This window comes from Streptomyces sp. NPDC051173, assembly GCF_040689515.1.
GTDB lineage: Bacteria > Actinomycetota > Actinomycetes > Streptomycetales > Streptomycetaceae > Streptomyces.
Genome location: NZ_JBFBBD010000038.1, coordinates 18,535 through 40,404, shown reverse-complemented (window position 1 = coordinate 40,404; position 21,870 = coordinate 18,535). Strand labels below are relative to the sequence as shown.

The 21,870-nt window shown below is 74.7% G+C and carries 14 protein-coding genes; 8 read left to right on the top strand and 6 right to left on the bottom strand.

Annotated elements, in window-relative coordinates; genetic code table 11:
- Positions 1 to 51 precede the first annotated feature (51 nt).
- Positions 52 to 1,239 carry a hypothetical protein gene (locus AB0435_RS20500; protein ID WP_366005082.1) on the top strand — a complete coding sequence of 396 codons (1,188 nt, stop codon included), beginning with the start codon at positions 52 to 54 and terminating at the stop codon, positions 1,237 to 1,239.
- Here the strand turns inward: AB0435_RS20500 and AB0435_RS20495 are convergent.
- Positions 1,167 to 1,679 carry a GtrA family protein gene (locus tag AB0435_RS20495; RefSeq protein WP_366005098.1) on the bottom strand — a complete coding sequence of 171 codons (513 nt, stop codon included), beginning with the start codon at positions 1,677 to 1,679 and terminating at the stop codon, positions 1,167 to 1,169. The genes AB0435_RS20500 and AB0435_RS20495 overlap by 73 nt on opposite strands.
- 202 nt (positions 1,680 to 1,881) lie before the next feature.
- Here AB0435_RS20495 and AB0435_RS20490 point away from each other — a divergent pair, with 202 nt between their 5' ends.
- The 6 genes from AB0435_RS20490 to AB0435_RS20465 are packed head-to-tail and all read left to right on the top strand — an operon-like array spanning position 1,882 to position 10,564.
- Positions 1,882 to 2,961 carry an NDP-sugar synthase gene (locus AB0435_RS20490; protein ID WP_366005081.1) on the top strand — a complete coding sequence of 360 codons (1,080 nt, stop codon included), beginning with the start codon at positions 1,882 to 1,884 and terminating at the stop codon, positions 2,959 to 2,961.
- 38 nt (positions 2,962 to 2,999) lie between these two features.
- Positions 3,000 to 3,806: a polyprenol monophosphomannose synthase gene (locus tag AB0435_RS20485; protein WP_366005080.1), complete on the top strand. Its 807-nt coding sequence runs from the start codon at positions 3,000 to 3,002 to the stop codon at positions 3,804 to 3,806.
- Entirely contained in the window at positions 3,781 to 5,328 is a 1,548-nt protein-coding gene (locus tag AB0435_RS20480) for a hypothetical protein (RefSeq protein WP_366005079.1), read from the top strand. Before AB0435_RS20485 ends, AB0435_RS20480 begins: the two co-directional genes overlap by 26 nt.
- The gene (locus tag AB0435_RS20475) at positions 5,325 to 6,593 is read left to right on the top strand and encodes a glycosyltransferase family 87 protein (protein WP_366427616.1); all 1,269 of its coding nucleotides are present in this window, start codon (positions 5,325 to 5,327) and stop codon (positions 6,591 to 6,593) included. The genes AB0435_RS20480 and AB0435_RS20475 overlap by 4 nt, the downstream gene beginning before the upstream one ends.
- Before the next feature lie 3 nt (positions 6,594 to 6,596).
- The gene (locus tag AB0435_RS20470) at positions 6,597 to 9,425 is read left to right on the top strand and encodes a CDP-glycerol glycerophosphotransferase family protein (RefSeq protein ID WP_366427615.1); all 2,829 of its coding nucleotides are present in this window, start codon (positions 6,597 to 6,599) and stop codon (positions 9,423 to 9,425) included.
- A complete protein-coding gene (locus AB0435_RS20465; protein WP_366427614.1) occupies positions 9,422 to 10,564 on the top strand; it encodes a glycosyltransferase in 1,143 nt (380 codons plus the stop codon). The genes AB0435_RS20470 and AB0435_RS20465 overlap by 4 nt, the downstream gene beginning before the upstream one ends.
- A 246-nt stretch (positions 10,565 to 10,810) precedes the next feature.
- On the opposite strand, the gene AB0435_RS20460 is transcribed toward AB0435_RS20465, so the two are convergent.
- Positions 10,811 to 12,451: a glycosyltransferase family 2 protein gene (locus AB0435_RS20460; protein WP_366005075.1), complete on the bottom strand. Its 1,641-nt coding sequence runs from the start codon at positions 12,449 to 12,451 to the stop codon at positions 10,811 to 10,813.
- 74 nt (positions 12,452 to 12,525) lie between these two features.
- Between AB0435_RS20460 and AB0435_RS20455 the strand changes: the two genes are divergently transcribed.
- On the top strand, positions 12,526 to 14,067 hold the full coding sequence (locus tag AB0435_RS20455; RefSeq protein ID WP_366427613.1) for a glycosyltransferase family 39 protein: 1,542 nt from the start codon (positions 12,526 to 12,528) through the stop codon (positions 14,065 to 14,067).
- Positions 14,068 to 14,113: 46 nt separating this feature from the next.
- On the opposite strand, the gene AB0435_RS20450 is transcribed toward AB0435_RS20455, so the two are convergent.
- From AB0435_RS20450 to AB0435_RS20435, 4 genes are all read right to left on the bottom strand, one after another.
- Positions 14,114 to 14,995 carry a carbohydrate ABC transporter permease gene (locus tag AB0435_RS20450; protein WP_366005073.1) on the bottom strand — a complete coding sequence of 294 codons (882 nt, stop codon included), beginning with the start codon at positions 14,993 to 14,995 and terminating at the stop codon, positions 14,114 to 14,116.
- A complete protein-coding gene (locus tag AB0435_RS20445; RefSeq protein WP_366427612.1) occupies positions 14,992 to 16,338 on the bottom strand; it encodes a sugar ABC transporter permease in 1,347 nt (448 codons plus the stop codon). Before AB0435_RS20445 ends, AB0435_RS20450 begins: the two co-directional genes overlap by 4 nt.
- A gap of 15 nt (positions 16,339 to 16,353) precedes the next feature.
- Entirely contained in the window at positions 16,354 to 17,730 is a 1,377-nt protein-coding gene (locus AB0435_RS20440; RefSeq protein WP_366427611.1) for an extracellular solute-binding protein, read from the bottom strand.
- A 348-nt stretch (positions 17,731 to 18,078) separates the two neighbouring features.
- On the bottom strand, positions 18,079 to 21,432 hold the full coding sequence (locus AB0435_RS20435) for an FtsK/SpoIIIE domain-containing protein (protein WP_366427610.1): 3,354 nt from the start codon (positions 21,430 to 21,432) through the stop codon (positions 18,079 to 18,081).
- Between the last annotated feature and the right edge of the window lie 438 nt (positions 21,433 to 21,870).

Below are 21,870 nucleotides of genomic sequence, written 5' to 3'. Positions count from 1 at the left end.
AATCCCCGGGGCCGCCCCTTTTGTCGGGTTGATTCGTGTTAAGAGAGTCCAATGAAGGTCGTCACACGAGTTGCCCCCGCCCCGGCGCCTCCGAAGGCCCTCCCCGACCACTCCGCGCGCCGGGAGGCGGCCCTGGCGGCCGTCCTCTATCTCGCCGTCGCGGCGGCCGGGTTCGCCGTCCTGCTGCTGATCAACCATCACCTCGGGCGGGGTGTGGAGCAGCTGCTGCGCCGCTGGGACAGCGGGCACTATCTGCACATCGCCAAGCGCGGCTATCCGGGCGAGATCCCCTACGGCCCCGACGGGGAGCCGAAGTTCAGCACCATCGCCTTCTTCCCGCTGGTGCCCGGCCTGATCCGGGCGGTGCACGTGCTGACCGGGCTGCCGTTCCCGTACGCCGGGGTGGTGGTCTCCTGGTGCGCGGCGGCGGTGGCCGCGGCCGGGGTGTACCGGCTGGTGCGCACGGTCGGGGGCCGGCCGGGCGCCGGGTACGCGTGCGTGGCGCTGTGGGCCTGTTCGCCGTACGCGTTCGCGCTGTGGGTGCCGTACTCGGAGGCGGTCTTCAGCGCCGCGCTCCTGTGGTCGCTGGTGGCCCTGCTGGAGCGCCGCTGGCTGACGGCGGCCGCGCTGTGCGTCCTGGCCGGTGGCGTACGGCCGACGGCCTCGGTGCTGATCGGCACGGTGATGGTCACCGCCGGATGGGCGGTGGTCCAGCGGCGGGACGGCTGGCGGCCGTGGGTGGCGCTGGCGGCGGCACCGGCGGGACTGCTGGGGAGCTGGCTGTTCCTGGGGAGCAAGGTGGGCCGGCTCGACGGGTGGTTCGAGGCGGAGCGCGCCTGGGACCAGCAGTTCGACTTCGGCCGGGCCACCGCGCACCTGCTGAAGGGGATGCTGCTCTACCACCACGCGGGCCGGACCGGTGATCTGCGCGGCGCGGTCGTGCTGGGGCTGTTGCTGCTGACGGCGATCGGGGTGGTGGCGCTGGCGCTGGACCGTCAGGTGCCGTGGCCGCTGGTCGTGCTGGTGGCGGGCGCGTGGGTGCTGATGGTGGGCACGCCCGGTTCGCCGCTGTCCAAGCCACGCTTCATGCTGCCGTTCCTGCCGGTTCTGCTGCTGTTGGCGGCCCGGCCGCTCGCGCGTGCTCCGCTTGGGGTGCGGGTGTGTCTCTACGGCGGAGGTGCGGTGGTCTCGGGGTGGTACGCGGCAGGGCTGCTCGTGCTGTTCGCGGGGTCGCCGTGAGGGGAGGGCTCGCCGGTGCGCGGCGGCCGGGCCCGGCGCGGCAGCGCCCGGAACACCCAGGCGCGGTAGGACCAGAAGCGGAAGAGGGTGGCCGCGCCGATGCCGAGGAACTTGAAGAGGTTGCTCTGGAAGGGCGTGTCCCAGCCGAAGCCGTAGGTGGCGACGTAGAGCACGCCGTTCTCGATGACCAGCCCGACCGCGCTGAAGGCGGCGAAGAGGGTGATCTCCCGGCTGCGGTGGCTCTTGTCGCGGTCGCGGTAGGCGAAGTGGCGCAGCCCGACGTAGTTGAAGGCGATGGCGACCACGGTCGCGAGCACGCTGCAGCGGACGACGGGCAGGCCCGTGGTGGTGCGGCAGAGGTTGAAGACCGCGAGGTTGACGAAGATGCCCAGGCCGCCGACCGTGCCGAACTTCGCGAACTCCCGGCCGAGGGCCAGCAGCCGTGCCGGGCGGGAGGCGGGGGCCGCGCGCGGGGTGCCGGGCGCGGCGGGTTCCGGGGTGCCGGACCTCCTCGGTCGCAAGGGTCGCAAGGGCCTCTCCCAATACGCTCGCCACGCAAAGCAGACATTTGCCGCAGAGAACTGATTGTAGTGTAAATTGCCGCAAAAACTGACACAGTGCGACGACGGCGAGGACAGTGGCATGACAGAGGCGGTACTGCTCGTCGGCGGCAAGGGGACCCGGCTCCAGCCGCTGACCCTCAACACGCCGAAGCCGATGGTCCCCGCCGCCGGGGTGCCCTTCATCGCCCACCAGCTGGCCCGCGCCAGAGCCGCCGGGGTCGACCACGTCGTCCTGGCCACCTCCTACCTCGCCGAGGTCTTCGAGCCCTACTTCGGCGACGGCTCCGCCCACGGGCTGCGCCTGACCTACGTCACCGAGGACGAACCGCTGGGCACCGGCGGCGCGATCCGCAGCGCCGCGAGCGCGCTGACCTGCGGTCCCGGCGCACCCGTGCTCGTCTTCAACGGCGACATCCTCACCGGCCTCGACATCGGGGGCCTGCTGCGCCGCCACGAGCGGGCCCAGGCCGACGTCACCCTGCACCTCACCCGCGTCGCCGACCCCCGGGCCTTCGGCCTCGTGCCCACCGCCCCCGACGGGCGCGTCCTGGCCTTCACCGAGAAGCCGCGGCACCCGGAGGAGCTCGTCACCGACCAGATCAACGCCGGCTGCTACGTCTTCCGGCGCGACGTCATCGACACCATCCCCACCGGCCGCCCCGTCTCCGTGGAGCGCGAGACCTTCCCCGGGCTGCTGGCGTCGGGCGCGCTGCTGCACGGCGTCGTCGACGCCTCGTACTGGCTGGACCTCGGCCGCCCCGCCTCCTTCGTCCAGGCATCGGCCGACCTCGTACGCGGCGTCGTGCGCTCCCCGGCCGTCCCCGGCGAGCCGGGGGAGTTCCTGCTGCTGCCCGGCGCCCGCGCCGAGGCCGGCGCCCGCCTCGGCGGCGGCACGGTCGTCGGCGCGGGGGCGTACGTCGCGGCGGGCGCCGACATCGAGGGCTCGGTCGTCCTGGACGGCGCGCACGTCGAAGCGGGCGCCCGCGTGCGCGCCAGCATGATCGGCCAGGGCGCCCGGGTGGGCCCGCGCACCGTGCTCGACGGCGTGGTGATCGGCGACCACGCAACGATCGGCGCGGACAACGAACTCCGCGACGGCGCCCGCGTCTGGTGCGGCACGGCCATCCCCGACGCAGCCATCCGCTTCTCCGCCGCCTGAACCGGACCCCCGCCGGCCACACCGACAAGGACAGGCACATGAGCGCAATCCGCACACCCGCCGTGCCCCCGCTCCCCGCGGAGTGGGGGCGCACCGCGACGACCGTGGTGATGCCCACGTACAACGAGGCGGACAACCTCCCCGCCATGGCCGAGGCGCTCATGGCGCTGCCGCTGGAGGGGCTGCGACTGCTCGTCGTCGACGACAACAGCCCCGACGGCACTGGCAAGATCGCCGAGGATCTGTCCGAACGGTACAACCGGCCGGACCGCGCCCGGATGTCCGTCCTGCACCGCACCGCCAAGGACGGCCTCGGCCGCGCCTACGCCGCCGGCATGGCCCGCGCCGTCGACGAAGGGGCCGCGTACGTCGTCCAGATGGACGCCGACGGCAGCCATCCGGCGGAGAAAGTACCGGAGTTGCTCGGCGTCGCCCTCGCCACCGGGGCGGACGTCGTCGTCGGCAGCCGCTACGTCCCCGGCGGCACCCTCTCCGCCGCCTGGGGCCTCCACCGCAGACTGCTCTCCCGCTGGGCCAACGCCTACGCCAGCACGATCCTCGGCACCCGCGTCCGCGACATCACCAGCGGCTTCAACCTCTGGGGCGCGGACGCCCTGCGCGCCATCGACCTCGCCACCGTCGACAGCGCCGGATACAGCTTCCAGGTCGAGATGAAATACCGCGCCCTGCGCGCCGGGCACACCGTCATGGAGGTGCCGATCCACTTCGAGGACCGCACCGTCGGCGAGTCGAAGATGAACCTGGCCGTGCAGCTCGAATCCGTGGCCATGCCGTGGCGACTGCGCGCGAGGGCCGCCCGTGCCGCCGACGGCCGCGCCCGCTGAGCGCACGGCCCCGCGCACCGCCGGGGCCCTCCGGCCGGGCCCGAGCACCCCGCACCGGGCGCTCGCGGCCTGCGTCCTGCTGCTCGCCGCCCTGCTGCTGCTCATGGTCGTACGCCTGCCCTGGTCCGGTGACCTGGGGATGCACGCCGCCGTCCTGGAACGGCTGCGCGCCGACCCGCTCCACCCCGGCAACCCCCTGGTGCGCGCCGACACCCCCAGCCCCTACTACTCGCCGTGGACGGTCCTGCTGGCCCTGGCCGCCTCCGTGACCGGCTGGGGCACCTTCACCGTGCTGCGCCTGGGCGGCCTCGCCGGGCTCGTGCTGCTGGGCACCGGCATCGCCGCCTTCGTGCGCACCTTCACGCGCGCGTGGGCGGCGGTCCCGCTGGCGCTGCTGTGCGTCCTCTTCCTCGACGGCGTGCGGCTGTTCGCGTGGAGCGGCTTCCCCGGCCTGGTCTCGCTGTCGCTCACCCTCGCCTACCCCAGCACCCTCGCCCTCGGCCTGGCCTTCCACCTGTGGGCGCTGCTGCGCGGGTCGCTCGCCGGAGGCGGCCGGGGGCCGGCCCGCTTCCTCGCGCTCGGGCTGCTGCTGGCGTGCGTCCTGCTCGTCCATCAATTCACCGGCGCGGTGGCCGTGCTGGGCGCCGCCGCGGTCCTGCTGGGCGCCCGCCCCCGGCCGCGCGCCGCGGTGTGGGTACGGGTGGGCGCCGCGGCCGCGCTGGCCGTCGTGGTGCTCGCCTGCTGGCCGTACTACTCCTTCTTCTCGCTGCCGGGCGCGGGCGGCCTCGACGACATCCACCGGCCGCTCTACGACCACCTCACGACGAAGTTCGGCCTGGCAGCCCTCGGCGTGCCGGCCCTCGCGGCCCGCTGGCGGCGCGACCGCCGCGACCCCCTGGTGATCTTCTTCGGGCTGGGACTCCTGGTCTTCGCGGCGGGCGGGCTCACCGGCCACCAGGCGTGGGGACGGATCCTGCCCGCCGCGCTCCTGCCCGCCCAACTGGCCCTCGCCACCGAGATCGCCGACGGCGCCGGCCGTCGGCTCCGCGCCGCCCTCGTGCCCCTGACGGCGGCCGCCCTGCTGGCGGGCGCGTGGACCCAGGCCGGGGCGCTGTCGTACGTCCTGCGGCCCGCCGCCCTCCCGCCGCCGCTGCGCCGGGTGCACACGATCGCGCTCTGGCCGCGCTTCGACTGGGCGGCGCGCGCGATGCCCTGGGATGCCACGGTGATGACCGACAACTACTACGCGCTCCGCACCATCCCCGCCTACGGCCCGTACACCGTCACCCCCGCCTACCCCGACGTCTTCCTCCGCGACGAACGGCACCGCCGGGACGCGACCCGCCGCTATTTCTCCCCGGACGCCTCCAGGGCCGAACGGCTCGGCATCCTCAGGGAGTTCGGCGCGCGCTGGGTGCTCCAGCGCGACGGCGGGCCGGGCCTGCCGCCGGACGACCCCGCGCTCAGGAGGGCCGCGCGCGGGCCCGGCGGCTTCGTCCTGTCGGAGGTGGTCGCGCCGTGAGCGGCTCCCCGGGCGCGCCCGGCGTCGTCCACTCCCGGTGGCCCGGCTCCGCCGACGTCCCCGCCCGGTGGCTGCGCGGACGCGCGCCCCGGCCGCTCCTCGGCGCGGCCCTGCTGGTGTTTGCGCTGGACGTCGTGCGGATCCTGACCGGCACGCGGGCCGCCATCGACAACGCCGTCGTGGTGCGCGCGGCACGGACCCTGCTCGACGGCGGCTCGCCGTACGCGGACAAGCGCTTCCTCTATCTGCCGGGCGCGGTCTTCGCGGCACTCCCGCAGACCCTGGCCGGGGAGCGCGTGCTGTTCTACGCGGTGCCGGTCGCGACCGCCCTGCTCGGACTGGCGGGCGTGCTCGTCGCGTTGCGGCTCTTCGGCGTGCGGGCCGACAGCCGGCTCGCGGCGGCCATGGTCGCCGGGCTCGGCGTGTTCGAGCCGTTCCACGGCCTGGTCAGCCTCGGCAACTGGACGGTCCTCTCCGCCGTCGCCTTCCCCGTGACCCTGCTGCTGGCGCACCGCGGCCGCTGGTGCGCGGCCGCGGTGGTGACCGGCGTGGCCATCGCCCTGAAGCCGATGCTCGTGCCGCTGCTGCTCCTGCTCGTACTGGCCCGGCGGTGGCGGGCGCTGGCGTGGGCCGTCGGCGTCCCCGTCGCCCTGTCGCTCGCGGCGGCGTCGGCGATGCCCCGGCCGGGCCGTTTTTTCACCCGGACGCTGCCGTTCCTGCTGCACGGACAGGACGCGTACGCCCGGCCGTTCGACGCCTCCTGGACGACCGTGCTGCCACGGCTCGGGGTGCCGTCACCGGTGGCCTTCGCGCTCGCCGGGGCCGCGGCGCTGACCGTGCTCGCCCTGGCCCGGGTGCGCTGGCGGGCCGGGGGAGACGAGCGGGCACGGCTCGTGGAGTGCGCGTCCCTGCTGATGCTCGCGGCGTTCCTGGTCTCCCGGCCGTCGTTCCAGCACTACATGCTGGTCGTCCTGCCGTCGTTGGCCGCCTCCACGGTGGTGCGCGGGGCGGCGGCGCGCTCGGCCTGGTTCTGGCTCCCGCTGCTCCCGGAGCTCGCCTCGGTGAACTGGCCGTACCTGGACGGCGCGCGGAGGCACGCCTTCCGCGACATCGTCATGATCACGGGCGTCGCCGCAGTGCTGGCCGTACGGGCCTGGCGCGACCGGGCCCGGCCCGCCCGCGAGGTCACTGTCAGTGGTCGCGTCTACTCTTTCGGTAGTGATCCCGAAGCCGGGGACCACCTGGACCGCTCGGAAACGGGGTGAAGTGTGAGCGCTGTGCGAAGGCCCGCCCGGCAGGGCCCTGACGTAAGCGTCGTGGTGATCGCCTGCAACGATGCCGGACGGCTGCCGCGCGCCGTACGGTCCGTGCTCGGCCAGTCGCTGCGCGCCCTCGAAGTGATCATCGTCGACGACTGCTCAACCGACGGCACCTTCGCCGCCGCCCGCGAGCTGGCCGGGACCGACCCCCGGGTGCGCGCCCTGCGGCTGCCCGCCAACAGCGGCGGCTGCGGCGCCCCGCGCAACGCGGGCATCGAGGTGGCCCGCGCGCCCCACGTGATGTTCCTCGACAGCGACGACGAACTGCCCTACCACGCCTGCAAATCCCTGCTGCTCACCGCCGAGGAGACCGGCGCCGACCTCGTCACCGGCGAGGTCACCCGCCTCTTCGAGGAGACCGGCACCACCGGCCTGTGGTATCCCGAACTCTTCGACGACACCCACGTCTTCGACGGTATCCGCGCCGCGCCCCGCTATTTCCTGGACGCCCTCTCCACCAACAAGCTCTACCGCGCCGGCTTCCTCGCCCGGCACGGCCTGCGCTTCCCCGAAGGCGTGCACTACGAGGACTCCCTCTTCAGCGCCCAGGCCCTCACCCTCGCGCGCCGCTTCGCCGTCGTCCCCTGGCCCGTCTACACCTGGTGGCTCGCCGCCGACCCCGCCACCCCCTCCATCACCGCCGGCCGGCACCGGATCGAGAGCGTGCGGGACCGCGTCACCGTGGCCGGGCTCGTCGACGCCTTCCTCCAGGAGACGGGCAACGCCGACCTCAAGGCGGCCGAGGACGAGAAGTTCCTCCGCCACGACCTGCGCCTCTATCTGGGCGACCTGCCCTTCCGCGACCACCGCTGGATCGCCGAGTTCGCCGCCGTCGTCACGCCCCACCTGCGCACCCTCGCCCCCGAGGCCCACGCCGCGATGCCCCGCGAACAGCAGATCTGCCACTACCTGCTGAGCGCCGGGCGGTTCGCCGAGGCCGCCGAGTGCGCGCGCACGCTCGACCGCCCGCACCTCGCCCCCCGCCACGTCGTCCGCGAGGCCGGCCGGACGTACTGGGGCCCGCTCCCCCCGGCCGGCCCCGAGGCGGCCGCCGGGCTCGACATCACCGGATGGCACCTGGACGAGCAGCCGTTCACCGGAGGACCCCTGCGCCACGAGGTGGCGCACATCGGCCCCGCCGGACCCCTGCTGCGCGTCCTCCTGCACACCCACGACCCCGCGCACCTCCTCCCCGACGCGGGCCCCGACACCGCCGAACTGCGCGTCGCCACCACCGCGGAACCCCTCACGGTGCCCTTCCGCTACGACCCGCCCCGCACCGGCGCGGACGGCCTGCCCGCCCCCCGCACCGCCACCATCGACCTCGACCCGGGGCGGATCCCCCTCGGCCTCAAGGGATTCCGGGGCCGCCGCCACCCCGTGGTCGTCCTCGGCCGGATGGGCCTCACCCGCACCGACCCCCTGCTGGTCCCCGGCGACCTCGCCTCCCTCACCCTGCACCTGGCGCGCCACCGGCTGCGCGTCGGCCGCGAGGAGCGGGGCGCCGGGCGGCTCGAACTGACCTGGGAACGCACCGGAGTCCTCGGCCATGCCGGGGCCGCGGCCCCGCGCCTGCGCACCGTCCACCGCGGGATCCACCGGCTCACCCGCCGCGTCACCGGCCCCCGCGCCAAGGCCCTCACCTACCACGAGCTGCAAAGACTCCCCATCGACGACGAACTGGTCGTCTTCGAGGCCATGGAGGGCCGCGGCTACACCGACAGCCCCCGCTATCTCCACGAGGAACTCCTGCGCCGCGGCCTCCCGCTGCGCGCCGTCTGGTCGTACACGGGCAGCAGCTCCTCCTACCCCGAGGGCACCCCCCTGATCAGGCGGGGCAGCTGGGAGTACGTCCGCACCGTCGCCCGCGCGCGCTACTGGGTCGATTCGCACGGCTTCCCCCTGCTCTACGGAAAGCGCCCCGGCACCCGCTATCTGCAGACCTGGCACGGGCAGGCCTTCAAGCACATGGGCTTCGACGTCCCCGAACTGCGCCTGGCGAGCGCCGAACGGCGGCGCCTGCACCGCGAGACGGTGGCCCGCTGGGACGCCCTCATCGCCCCCAGCGAGGAGTTCGAGAAGACCTTCGTCCGCGCCAACGGCTACACCGGCGAGCTCCTGCGCACCGGCCTGCCCCGCAACGACCCGCTCGTGCGCGGGCACGAACCCGGACAGCGCGAGCGCGCCGCCACCACCCGGGAGCGCCTCCAGATTCCCCCCGGCCGCAAGGTCCTGCTCTACGCGCCGACCTTCCGCGACGGAACGCGCGGAGGCGGCGAGTCGATCCGCGTGGACCTGGAGGGGCTGGTACGGCGCACCGGCGAGGAATGGATGGTCATCATCCGCCCGCACTACTACGAACGCTTCACCGTGCCCCGCGAACTGGGCCACGCGGTGCGCGACGGACGGGAGTTCCTCGACGTGAACGACCTGCTGCTCGCCTCCGACGCCCTGCTCACGGACTACTCCTCGGTGATGTTCGACTACGCGAACCTGGGGCGGCCCCTCCTCTTCTACGCCGACGACTACGACCGCTACCGCTCCCTGACCCGCGGCACGTACTACGACCTGGCCGAGATCGCCCCCGGCCCGCTGCTCGGCACGGTGGACGAGCTGGCCGACGCGCTCGCGGACCTGGACGCGGTGCGGGAGGAGTGGGCGGGGGCGTACGAGCGGTTCCGGACCCGCTTCAACCCCTACGCCGACGGCCGGGCCGCCGAAGGCGTGGTGAAGCTGTTCTTCGAGGGTGGTAACCGGGCGGGAGGCGGCGGGCGATGACGGCGCGCGATCTGTTCCTCGTCGGCATCGACGTCGACTCCATGGGCGGCTCCCAGCGGGTCCTGCACACCCTCGCCCAGGGCTTCGCCGAGCGCGGGCACCGCGTGGAGCTCATCGGGATCCGGCCGAGCCCCGAACCCCACGTCTATACGCCCGACCCCGCCTACGGGCGCACCACCCTCTGCTCCGCACCGGCCGCGCCCCCCTGGCGGGCCGCCTCCTTCGCCGAGCGGCTGAGCCCCGCCCGGACGCTCGCCGCCCGCGCCGAGCGGCGGGAGCGGGACCGGGCCCGCGGGCGCCTGGCCGCCCGCTTCGCCCAGGTGCCGGACGGGCTGGTGATCATCGGCTCGCCCTGGGCGGCGGACTGGCTGGAGGAGGTCCCGTGGCGTCACCTCAAGGGCATCGGGCAGTACCACGAGTCCTTCCTCCAGGCGTGCGCCTCGGAGAACCTCCAGCTGATCCTGCGGCACTATCCGGCGCTGGAGAAGTCGGTGTTCCTGAGCGAGTCGGACGCCGCGGAGTTCCGTCGCAGGAGGCTGCCCAACGCGACGGCCCTGCCCAACCCGCTGCCCTTCGACCCCGGCCCGCCCGCACCCCTGGACACCCGGCGGATCGGCGCGGTGGGCCGCCTGGAGGAGATCAAGCGGCTGGACCGGCTGCTGGACGCGTTCGCCGTGGCCGGCGCGGCGGATCCCGGCTGGGAGCTGCACTGCTTCGGCGACGGCCCGCTGGAGCCCGAACTGCGTGCCCGCGCCGAGCGGTTGGGCATCGGGGGCCGGGTGCGGTTCCGGGGGAGCGTGCGGGACATGGCCGCCGCGTACCGCGAGCTGTCGGTCGTGGCCCTCACCAGCGAGCGCGAAGGCCGCCCGATGGCACTGGCGGAGGCATCCGCCGTGGGCGTGCCGTGCGTCAGCTTCGACCTGTCCGGCGGCGTACGGGAGTTGGTCGCCCACGGCCGCACGGGCTCGCTGGTCCCGCCCGGTGACACGGCGGCCTTCGCGGAAGCGCTCCGGCAGCTGATGGCCGACGCGGCCCTGCGCCGGCGGTACGGGCAGGCGGCCCGCGCGCATGTCGCGTCGCTGCGGCTGGACGGCGTGCTGGAGCGGTGGGAGGCGTTGTTCGCGGAGATCGACCGGTAGGGGGTGGCGGTCATGAGTGCGGGTCGGTTGCGCCTGCGGCGGGAGCGGCCTGCGGCCGCGTCCTCAAACTCCCCCAGCTACCTCCCCCAGACTCCGTCCGGGGGTGCCCCCAAGGTGCCCCCACGGGCTGAATCGCGCACCCACATCGGCCACTTCCAGCCCGTCCGGCGTTTGAGGACACCGCCGCGCAGCGATGGCGCCGACGACACCGCCCGCAGGGAACCGGCCACAACAACCGAGCACTGCCTAGAGCCGTCCCCCGAGCACCCGCGCGGCGGCAGCCGCAATCGCCCGGGGGCCCGCCGCCACGCGCAGGGCGAGGGAGCCCGTGGCCGTGGCGTAGGGCCGGGCCAGCAGGAGGCCGAAGCGGCGGCTGGGCAGAACGGTCCGGCGCGGTGCGCGGCCCGTGGCGCGGACCGACGTGCGGAAGGAGCCGCCCGACGTCAGGTGCGCCCGTACGCGGATGTCCCAGGACTGCGGGGCCGCGCCCGTGCCGTCGCGGATCCCCAGCCGGGCGAGCCGGGTGAGGCGGAGCGGCAGCCGTACGGTCCAGGGCGGGCCTCCGCCGGTCAGGGGGACGGTGCGGCGCAGGGTCGCCGTGCCGTTCCGGTGGCGCAGTTCGACGTCGACGGTGCGGGGCGGGTCGGCGGCGAGTCGCCCGTGCAGGTCGTGGACGCTCAGCCGCAGTTCGCCGCGCAGGAGCCGCAGTTCGGCGTCGACGGTCACCGGGAGCTGCGCGAGGGGCACGGCCGCCGGGTCCGTGAGGCCGTCCAGGGGGGCGCCCGGGAGGTCCGCCGCCCACACCGGGTCGCCGCCCCGCTCCGCGTAGGGCGGTGGCAGCCGGGCCGGACGGGCGGCGAGCTGGGCGAGGCGCCCGAGGTCGCGCGGCGCCTCCGAGGCCAGGATCACGCGGGCGATCCAGCGGGCCGGGGCGCGCGCCGCGGCCAGCTCCGCCTCCTCGTAGGTGGCGAGATAGCCGCGGGTGATCCGCCACCACGCGTGCCGGTAGCCGAGGCCGCGCACGGGCAGCTCGCGGACGTACATCCGCAGGTCGTGGTCGAGGAACTTCACCCGCGCGGCCCGGGCCAGCGGCTTGCTGCCCGCGTCGCGGAAGACGTCCACGCTCCGCCGGTGGGCGCGGACGCGGGCCTGCCAGTTGGCGACGCGCTCGCGGTCCAGGGAGATCGAGGGCGCGGCGGCGCCGCGGCGCACGTGCCAGACGTAGACGGTGTCGGGCACGGTCGCGATGCGCGGCGCCGCGGCCAGCACCCGCGCGGTGAAGACGAAGTCCTCGTAGATGAAGGGCCCTTCGGGGAAGGCGATGGCGTGCTCGGCGAGGAAGGCGCGCGAATAGAGCTTGTTGACGCAGAGGGTGTCGTGGAGGAGCGCCGGGCGCTCCTCGGGCGGGCGGGCGCCGGCCCGCCGGTAGAGGCCCGGCTGCCAGCGGGTCTCGCGGCCCTGGGGCAGCTCGCGGCGTACGCACAGGCCGGCCGCCACCGGCGCCCGGTGCCGCAGCGCGGCCCGCAGCAGGGCCTGGGCGGCGCCGTCGGGCAGCGTGTCGTCGCTGTCCAGGAACATCACGTACGGCGCGGTCGCCGCCCGTACGCCGTCGTTGCGCGGGGCGCCGCAGCCGCCGCTGTTGGCGGCGCGGTGGACGACCCGCAGCCGGGGCTCCCCGGCGGCCAGTGCGTCGAGCAGCGGGCCGGTGCCGTCGGTGGACGCGTCGTCCACGGCGACGACCTCGGCCACGGCGGGGCCCTGGGCGAGGGCCGAGCGCACGGCGTCACCGATGTGGGCCGCGTCGTCGAAGCCGATGACGATCACGCAGACCCGCGGGGCGGCGGGCGGTTTCCGGGACTCGCTGACGTCTGCCTCCACGAAAGCCATTTTTACCTACGAAACGTCACCATCGGGGATATTCCCCGCCCGGGCGTGGCCGGGCGGGACAGGGAGGGGCCGGGATGCGGACAGTGCTGGTGAGGCGGGCCGGTGCGGCCGAAGGGGAGCCGACGGCCCGCGGGCGGTCGCCGGAGCCCGCGCGGCGCGGCGGGCGGCGCGCCGCCGTGCTCGTCCCCGCGGCCGTGATGCTCGGCATCGGCCTGTGGGGGCTCGACCGGGGCACGATGTGGCGCGACGAGAGCGCCACCTTCCAGGTGGCCCGCCGCACGGTGCCGCAGATCCTGCACCTGCTCGGCAGTGTCGACGCCGTCCACGGCCTCTACTACCTGCTGATGCACTGGGTGCTCGCCGTGCGCGCCGACGAGATCGCGCTCCGGCTGCCCTCCGTCGTCGCCTCGGCGGCCACCGCCGCGCTCGTCGGCGCGCTCGGCCGCCGCCTCGCCCGCCCCCGCGTCGGCCTGTGGGCCGGGCTGCTCTACGCAGCCACCCCCTTCGTCGGCCACTACGCCCAGGAGGGCCGCTCGTACGCCCTGGTCGCCGCCGGGGCCGCGCTCGCGACCTGGCTGCTCGTGCGTGCCGTCGAGGACGGCGGGCGGGGGCGGTGGGCGTGGTACGGCGTGGTGGTCGCGGTCACCGCGCTGCTGCACGAGTTCGCGGTCCTGCTCCTGCCCGCGCACGCGCTGACCCTGCTCGTCTCCCGGATACCCGCGCGGACCTGGCGCGCCTGGGGCTGTGCGGCCGCCGCCGCGTGCGGGGCGCTCGCCCCGCTGGCGGTCTTCTCGCGCGGGCAGAGCGCCCAGGTCTCCTGGATCAGGACGCCCGGACCCGCCGAGGCGGAGGCGCTGCTGCGCTCCTTCGCGGGCCCCCGGGACCTCGTCCTCTTCGGCACGCTGCTGCTGGTGGCCGTGGCCCTCGCCGCCCCCGTCCCCCGCGCGGGCCGGCTCCACCTGAACGCCGTCGCCCTCCCCCTGGCGGTCCTCCCGCCCGTGCTCCTCTACGCGGCCGCGCAGTTCCGGCCGCTCTTCCTCGACCGCTATCTGCTGTTCAGCCTCGCCGGGGTGCCGCTGCTCGCCGCCGCCGGGGCCGACCGGATCCTCGGTCAACTCCCGTGGCGGCGGGCCGCGGCGGCGGCCGGGGTCCTCGCCGTCGCGGCGGCCTTCCTGTGGCAGCTGCCGCAGCAGGAGCGCGAACGGCTCCCCGTCAGCCGCGGCGACGAACTGGCCCCCGTGGCACGCCTGGTCGGCCGCCAGGCCCGGCCGGGCGACGCGGTGCTCTTCCTCCCGCTCCACGAGCGCCGCGTCGCGCTCGCCTATCCACACGACTTCGCCGGGCTCCACGACCTCACCCTCAAGAGGTCGCCCGCCGCCTCCGGCACGCTCTTCGGCGAGGAGGTCCCGGCGCGGGAGCTGCGGACCCGGCTGACGCGCCTGCGCCCGGGCGCGCGGGTGTGGGTGGTGGCGGACACGACCACGGTGGGCACGCCCTGGTTCCGGGCCCAGCGCCCGGAGTCCGCCAAGTGGGACGGACTCCGGGAGTTCTGCGCCGAGAAGTCCTCGGCCTACGTGCGCGGGGGAGCGGTGTCGCTGTACGTACGCCGCGGCTGAGTCCGCCGAGGGCGGGGCCGGACGGGCGCGAGGTGACCAGGCGGTCCTACTTCACGGCCCCCGCCATCACCCCGCTCACGAACTGCCGCTGGAACGCGAAGAAGACCGCCAGCGGCACCACCATCGACAGGAACGCGCCCGACGCGAGCACGTCGATGTTGTCGCCGAACTGGCGCACCTGCTGCTGGAGTGCCACCGTGATCGGCGGGTGCCCGCTGTCCGCGAAGATCAGGGCGATCAGCATGTCGTTCCACACCCACAGGAACTGGAAGATCCCCAGCGAGGCGATGGCCGGCCCGCCCAGCGGCAGCACGACCCGGGTGAACAGCCGCAGTTCGCCCGCCCCGTCCAGCCGCGCCGCCTCCAGCAGCTCGCGGGGGATCTCCGCGAAGAAGTTGCGCAGCAGGAAGACCGCGAAGGGCAGCCCGAAGGCCGTGTGGAAGAGCACCACGCCCGGTGTGCTCTCGAAGATGCCCAGCTTGTCGAAGAGCTTGGCCACCGGGATCAGCGCCACCTGCACCGGCACCACCAGCAGCCCCACGACGGCCATGAACCACCAGTCGCGGCCCGGGAAGTCGAGCCAGGCGAAGGCGTATCCGGCGAGCGCCCCGATCAGGATGACCAGCACCGTCGCGGGCACGGTGATCAGCGCGGTGGTCAGCAGGGACCGCATCACCGTGTCGTTGTGGAAGAGGTCGCTGTAGCCGGCGGTGGTGAGCTGCGCCGGGTGGGCGAAGACCTTCCACCAGCCGGAGCCCGCGATATCGGACTTGTCCCGCAGCGACGAGAGCAGCAGCCCCACCGTGGGCGTCAGCCAGAACAGCCCGACGACGATCAGGAAGAAGCGCATGGCGCCCCCGCCCAGCCGGGCCGCGATCCGCGCGGGCAGCGACTGCCTGGCCCGTACGGCCGTGTCCACCGTGGTCATCGCTGCCGCTCCTTCCGGATCCGCCGAATATTGACCAGCATCACCGGGAGCACGAGCACCAGCAGGAAGACCGCGATGGCGCTGCCCACCCCCTGGTTGACGTCCGTGCCGAACGACGACTGATACAGCTGGAGGGCCAGGACGTTCGCCTTGTCGAGGCTCGCGCCCGGCGCGATGATGTAGACGAGGTCGAAGATCTTCAGCACGTTGATCATGAGGGTGATGAGGACGACCGCCAGCACCGGTGCCAGCAGCGGCACGGTCACCCGGCGGAAGACCTGCCACTCGTTCGCGCCGTCCACCCGCGCCGCCTCCAGCAGTTCACGGGGCACGCTCGCGAGCCCCGCCGCGATGAGCACCATCGCGAAGCCCGCCCACATCCACACGTACGCCCCGATGATCGACGGGGTGACGAGGGACGGGCCGAGCCAGTCGATGCCGTTGTAGTGCGAGGCGAAGTTGGCGGCGGGCAGCCGCAGCCGCGCGCCGTCCGCGGCGGCGGGCAGCGTGAAGGTGCCGTCGGACTCCGTCGTGGCCGAGGCGACGGTCCCGCCGTCCTTGACGGCCTCGACCTTCACCCCGCCCAGGGCCTTCTCACCCGGGTCGATCATGCCGGGCGTCCCGCCGCCGCCCCGGGTGAAGTCCATCCACACGGTGCCGGTGACCTTCCCGGCCACGCCCCGCGCCGGGATGGCGTCCTTCGCGCCGCCCAGGTCCCCGGGCTTCACGCCCACCAGCGGCAGGGCGGCGGGCGTGCCGGCCTTCACCACCGACCGGGTGGTGAAGGCCCCGCCGCCCGTCGTGAACACCTTGTCGTTCACGGGGTGCGCGCCGGGGAACGGCGCCGGCTTGGTGAAGGTGTCGTGGATGCCCACCCACACGGCGTTCGCCACGCCGCGGTCCGGGTTCTGCTCGTAGACCAGCCGGAAGATGATGCCCGCGGCCAGCATCGAGATCGCCATCGGCATGAAGACGACCAGCTTGAACGCCGTTCCCCAGCGCACCCGTTCGGTGAGCACCGCGAAGATCAGGCCGAGCGCGGTGGCGACGGACGGCGCGACGATCACCCAGATGACGTTGTTCTTCAGCGCCGTACGGATCCGGTCGTCCGTGAACACCTCGTGGTAGTTGTCGACCCCCACGAAGCCGTGGCCCGAGGCGTCGAAGAAGCTGCGGTAGACGGAATAGCCGATGGGATAGACGACGAGGGCGCCGAGCAGCGCCAGCGCGGGCAGCAGGAAACAGGCGGCCACCCACGGCCGGGTGCCCAGCACGCTGCGGGACTTCTTCGGGGGCGGTACGGCCGCCGGGGCCGCGGCGCCGCCCGCTGTCGCGGTCGACATGGGGCTCCCGTCGGTTCAGTTCTTGAACGCCTTGGCCGCGTCGGACTCCAGCTTCGCCTGGGTGCCCGCCACGTCACCCGGGTTCTTCAGGAAGTCCTGGAGGTCCTTCCACTCGCCCTGCCCCGGCTTGGCGCCGAAGGAGGCGGGGGCCTGGTCGGACATGTCGAAGCGGAAGTCGTCGCCTGCGGCGACGAGGGATTTCGCGATGCCCCGGAAGACGTCGTCGGGGTACACGGCGAGGTCGAGGTTCTTGTTCGCGGACAGGAAACCGCCCTGGTGCGCCCAGATCGCGGCCGCGTCGGGGGAGGCGAGGAAGGTCAGCAGGGCCTGGGCGGCCTGGCCGTCCTTCAGGGCCACGCCGACATCGCCGCCCGTCACCACCGGCGGCTTGGCGCCGACGGCGGGGAACGGGAAGACCTTGGCGTCCTTGCCGAGCTGTGCCTTGGCCCCGGCGATGTTCACGGCCGCGAAGTCGCCCTCGAAGACCATGGCGGCCTTCGCCTTGTCACCGCCGAGGAAGGTCTGGGTGACGGAGTCGGGGAACTGTGTGCCGATCGCCCCTTCGTTGCCGCCCGCCAGCAGCTCCTTCTTGCCCAGGAGCTGCCCGAGCGTGGTCAGCGCGTCCTTCACGGACGGGTCCGTCCACTTGATGGCGTGCTTGGTGAGCTGGTCGTACTTCTCCTGGCCCGCCTGGGAGAGATAGATGTTCTCGAACCAGTCGGTGAGCGTCCAGCCGTCCGCGCCGGCGACCGACACCGGGGAGACGCCGAAGTCGGCGATCACCTGCGCGGTGTGCAGGAAGTCGGCCCACGTCCTCGGCTCCTTCGCGCCCGCCGCGTCGAAGATCTTGGTGTTGTACCAGACCAGGGACTTGTCGGCCGCCTTGAAATAGACGCCGTACTGCTTGCCGCCGTGCGAGCCGAGCTCCTGCCAGCCCTTGGCGAAGTTCTTGTCCAGCTGCGCGGTGACCTCACCGCTGAGCGGCTTCAGCCAGCCCTTCTCCGCGAACTCGTTGAGCACGCCGGGCTGTTGCAGCATCGCCACGTCCGGCGGGTCGCCGCCCGCGACCTTCGAGCCGACGAAGGACGCCATGTCGTCACCGCTGGGCACGAACGACACGTCGGCACCCGTGCGCCTGGAGAACTCGTCCAGCACCTTGGTGAAGTTCTTCTGCTCGTCACCCGTCCAGACTGCGGTCACCTTGAGCTTCTGCCCACTGAGTTTGGGAAGTTGAACCGTTTGCGGAATCGAACCGGAGCCGCTGCTTCTGCTCGCCGACGGCTTGTCGTCGCTCTTGCTGCCGCCCCCGCAGGCGGCGGTCAGGGCGAGCGCCCCCACCGCGACCACTGCCAGTACCGCGCGTGCGCCTGTGCTACGCCCTGTGCTAGGCATTGCCGCCCCCCCATCCCGTACGGGCTCCCCGCGACAGGTCTACGCCGGGTCGGGGGTTGCCGCAATACCGTGTCGGGTGTCAAGTGGCTGATTGTGACGGGGTTGTGATGGGGCGTCAGGTGATCGGCTTTTGTTCCCTAGCCCCGCAGCGTATTCAGCCCGTCCGGCGTTTGAGGACAGCGCGCGAAGCGTGCTTCGGGGGTCTGGGGGCCTGCCCCCAGTTTCGGGAAGGGGCGGGGCTGGGGAAAAGCCCGCCGCTGGGGGCACCTCCCAGCGGTAGCTGGGGGAGCAACGGACCCGCACCCGGAAGCGCCCCCGCCCCCAGCGGAAAGCGCCCCCGGAAGCCCCTCAAAGCAGTGGAGGCGCCGCCTCCGCCCCAGCCGACTGCGCGGCACGCTGAAGCGCACTGGCCAGCAACGCCAGATCCGTAGGCCCATTGCCCAGCTCACGCAGCGGCCGCCGCGTCGGAGGGTCACCCATGCGCGCCCAGTCCAACGGCACGACCGTCGGCCGGAGCGTCGCCGTGCGCGGGATGCGCCCCGTGACCCGGCCCGCCTGGAAGGGCGTCGTGGCGTCGTCGTCCGGGCGCATCAGCCGGCCGCGGCCCGGCGCCGGCTCGCCCGCGCCGCTGCCGTCGCCCGCCGGACCGTCGGCCGAGGGCGGCGCGATCTCCAGCGCCGCGCGCAGCCCGGCCCGCTCGACGGCCGCCGTGTCGGCCGTACGGTCCGGGCGGCCGGACGCGGCCACGAGGTGCACCCCGAGCCGCTCGCCGTCCCGGGCGACGGCCTCCAGGGCCCGTACGACGGAACCCGCCGCCGGGCGGCCCGTGCTGCCCAGCGCGGGGGCGACCAGGGCGTCGAAGTCGTCGACGAGGACGACGAGCCGGGGCAGCGCCGTCTCGGCCGTGCGCGACGGACCGTCCTTCTGCGTACGGAGCTTGAGGGTGCCGCTCGGGGCCGGGTCCAGGTCGCCGGTGGAGTCCGCCGGACGGCGGGGCGCGACGACCTGCGGGGCGGCCGGCGCGGCCGCCTGCGCGTGCCACGCGGCGAAGTCGAGCCGGCCCAGCAGCTCGGCGCGCCGCTTGAGCTCCGAGCTGAGCGCCTGCGCGAACTCCCGCATCCGCATGGGGTCGGCGGCCGCGAGATACGTCGACACGTGCGGCAGGTCCGTGCACAGCCGCAGACCCTCGCCGCGCTCGGCGCCCGCGCCGTCGACCAGCACGAGCGAGAGCCGGTCGGGGCGGTCGGCGGCCGCGAGCGAGGCGGCGAGCGAGCGCAGCAGCTCGGTCTTGCCGCTGCCCGGCCCGCCCTCCACGAGCAGATGCGGCCCGTCGGCCGCCAGGTCCACCGCGAGCGGGCCGTGCGGCCCGGCGCCCAGCACGGCGACGGCGCGGCCGCCCGGCCGGGTGCCGCGGTCCGTGGCGGCCGCCCAACGGGCCGTCAGCGAGGCGGGCGTGGCCCGCGCGAGGCCCAGCTCGTCCAGCAGCCGGGCCGTGCGCGGCAGCGCCGCCACGACCCGGGACGCCTGCCCGTCCGCGCCGCCCGAGTCCGCCATCCGCAGCGGCGCGAGGGCCCGCGCGAACCGCTCGGCCCACGCCGCGGACACGGCGTCGACGGCCGCCACCACGGCGGCGCCGACCGGCTGTTCGCCCTGGCCGCCGCACGCCGCCACGGCGTCACCGGCCGCGGCGTCCGCGCGCGCGTCCTGATGCAGGCCGTACGGATCCGGGTGGCCGGCGCGCAGCGGCTCCACCGCGGTGCCGGGGGCCGCTCCCGGCACGGACGCGCTCTCGGCGTACGCCCCGTCGGCCGCCGGGGCCGGTGCCCGGTGGATGACCTGCACGACCGTGGCCACGTCGCCGCTCAGCAGCGCCACCACACCGCAGTGCGGGAACGCCGGTGACGCGGTCCGGGCCGTCGCCAGCGTGGCGGAGACGGGGGAGGCGGGCGTGGTGGCCGGGGCGTCGGCCAGACAGATGAGGTGGATGCCCGCGGCCCGGCCGCCCGCGGCCAGCCGCGAGACCGTCTCCCGGAGGTCGGCCGAACCCGGGTCGCCGTCCACGATCAGCACCGTGTGCGCACCCGTGTGGCGCTCGGCGGCCGCGGCGACGGCCGCCGCGGGAGCGGCCGCCCAGTGCGGGCCCAGCGGGCCCTCGTCCAGCCGGCGCACGAGCTCGGCGACCCGGGCCACGGCCTGCTCGCGGTCGTACGCCACCAGCAGCCGGCAGTCCTGGCCGCGCACCGGGCGCAACTGCGGCAGCCAGCTCAGCCAGGACCACTCCGCCAGCCGCTCCTCCGCCGACCGCGAGCGGTCCGCGCTGATGAGGACGAACTCCAGGGCCGTGGGCGAGTGCAGCGCCGCGAGCTGCGCGAGGACGGACCGGGCCAGCGCCGACAGCCGCCCCCGGGGCCCGGCCAGGCCGAGCGAACCGGCCTGCCGCAGCCCGACCGTCACCGGCACGGACGTGAGCGGCGCGCTGCCGTCGGCGGTGTGCCGGTCGGCGGTGCCGAGCCGGACGGTCAGCAGGTCGGGGTGGTCCGGGCCGCGCTCCCACAGGCGCGGACCCGGCCCGAGGACGGTCAGCAGCACGCTCGCCGGGTCGGGCCAGCGCTCCCGCAGGACGGCCGACTCCGCGCGGGCGCGCTCGCCCGCGTCCTCCGCGTCCCACTCGTCCGTGGTCAGGGGGCGGGTGACCGCGCCGCGCCCGCCGGTCAGCCGCCGGGCCCATGCGCCTATGCCGCGGTTGCGGCCGCCCGCGCGCCTGCGCGCGTCGTCCGGGGCGTCCTCGCCGGCCTCCGGATCCGCGGCCGTCACCGCCGCGCCCAGTGGGACGCCGCGGCCGCCGTGGGTGACCGGACTGCCGGGCGGGCCGTCGAAGGGGCGGGTCGTCGCGCTGTCCGCGCCGAGGACCGCCGTGCCGAGGGAGGTGGCGCCCGACCTCGGGTCGGGCTGCGGCGGGCCGCCGGGCCCGCCCAGCCACGCCCCGGCCACGGGCGCCCCCACGGGCCCGTGGGGCGCCTCGACGACGCCCACCCGCAGGTGGCCCTCGCCGTCGGGGGCGGCCGGGAGCACGCTCGGGGCGGCGTCCAGCGTGCCGTGCAGGCTCAGCACGGACTCTCCGGCGCGCAGCAGCGCGCCGGAGGGAAACACGACCGGCTGTTCCCCCACGGCTTCGCCGTCCAGCGTGGTGCCGTTGGTCGACCCCAGGTCCCGCAGGGTCACGGTGCCGTCGTCGGCGAGGGTGACCGCGCAGTGCAGCCGGGAGACGTCCGGGTCGTCGAGGGGCACGTCCGCGGCGGTGGAGCGGCCGACGCTGACCTCGCCGCCGTGCAGCAGGTGCACGCCGCCCGCGTCCGGGCCCGAGACCACGTGCAGCCGGGCGGCGGCCTCCGGTGTGCCGGAGGGCAGCACGCCCGCGTGCCGCTCGGGGTCGGCGGGGGCGCAGAGGGAGAGGACGGCGCCGTCGATCAGGGGCGGCTCGCCGAGCGCGCAGCGCTGGGCGTCGAGCCGCTCGGCCCCGGCGTAGACGACGACGGCACCGCTGCCGAGGTCGGAGCCGGCCGCGGCGACGGCCGCCGCGAGGCCGCTGGTCACACTGGCGAGGGCGGTGCCCGTGGGGGCGGTCACCAGGACGTCACAGGCGCGCGTGGCGTGCGTGGTGTGGCCGCTGAGCGGCCCGAGGACGGTCAGCCTGATCTGCATCGCCGTCAACGGTCCCTTCCTGCCCCTGCCGCGGCGGGACCGGCGGGCGCATCCGCCGCTTCCCCCACCGTGCACGGGCGCGTCGGCACGTACAGGTCACCACGTCGCGCGGGGCCCTGCGCTCCCTCCCCACCGCATCCGTGCTGCGAGCATCCTCGCACCTGCCACCGACAACGCGCCCGGCGAGAGCCAATTCGTGATCTTGGACGACGATCGGGCCGTGCGAAAAACGCGGATGATGACCAAGTAAGGGCCAGGCGAGCCGGGGAAGCGCTCACCGGGAGGTCACTTTTTGCCGCTTGATGACGCTCATTGGCAAGTTTTCCCACGGCCGTCGACGTGCCGTTCCCCGCGCCTCTTTCGGGTCACCTCACACCGCCCCGCCGCCCCACGGCAACCAACTGTCCGGAACGCGCGTCTTTACCCCAAGCCCCCCGG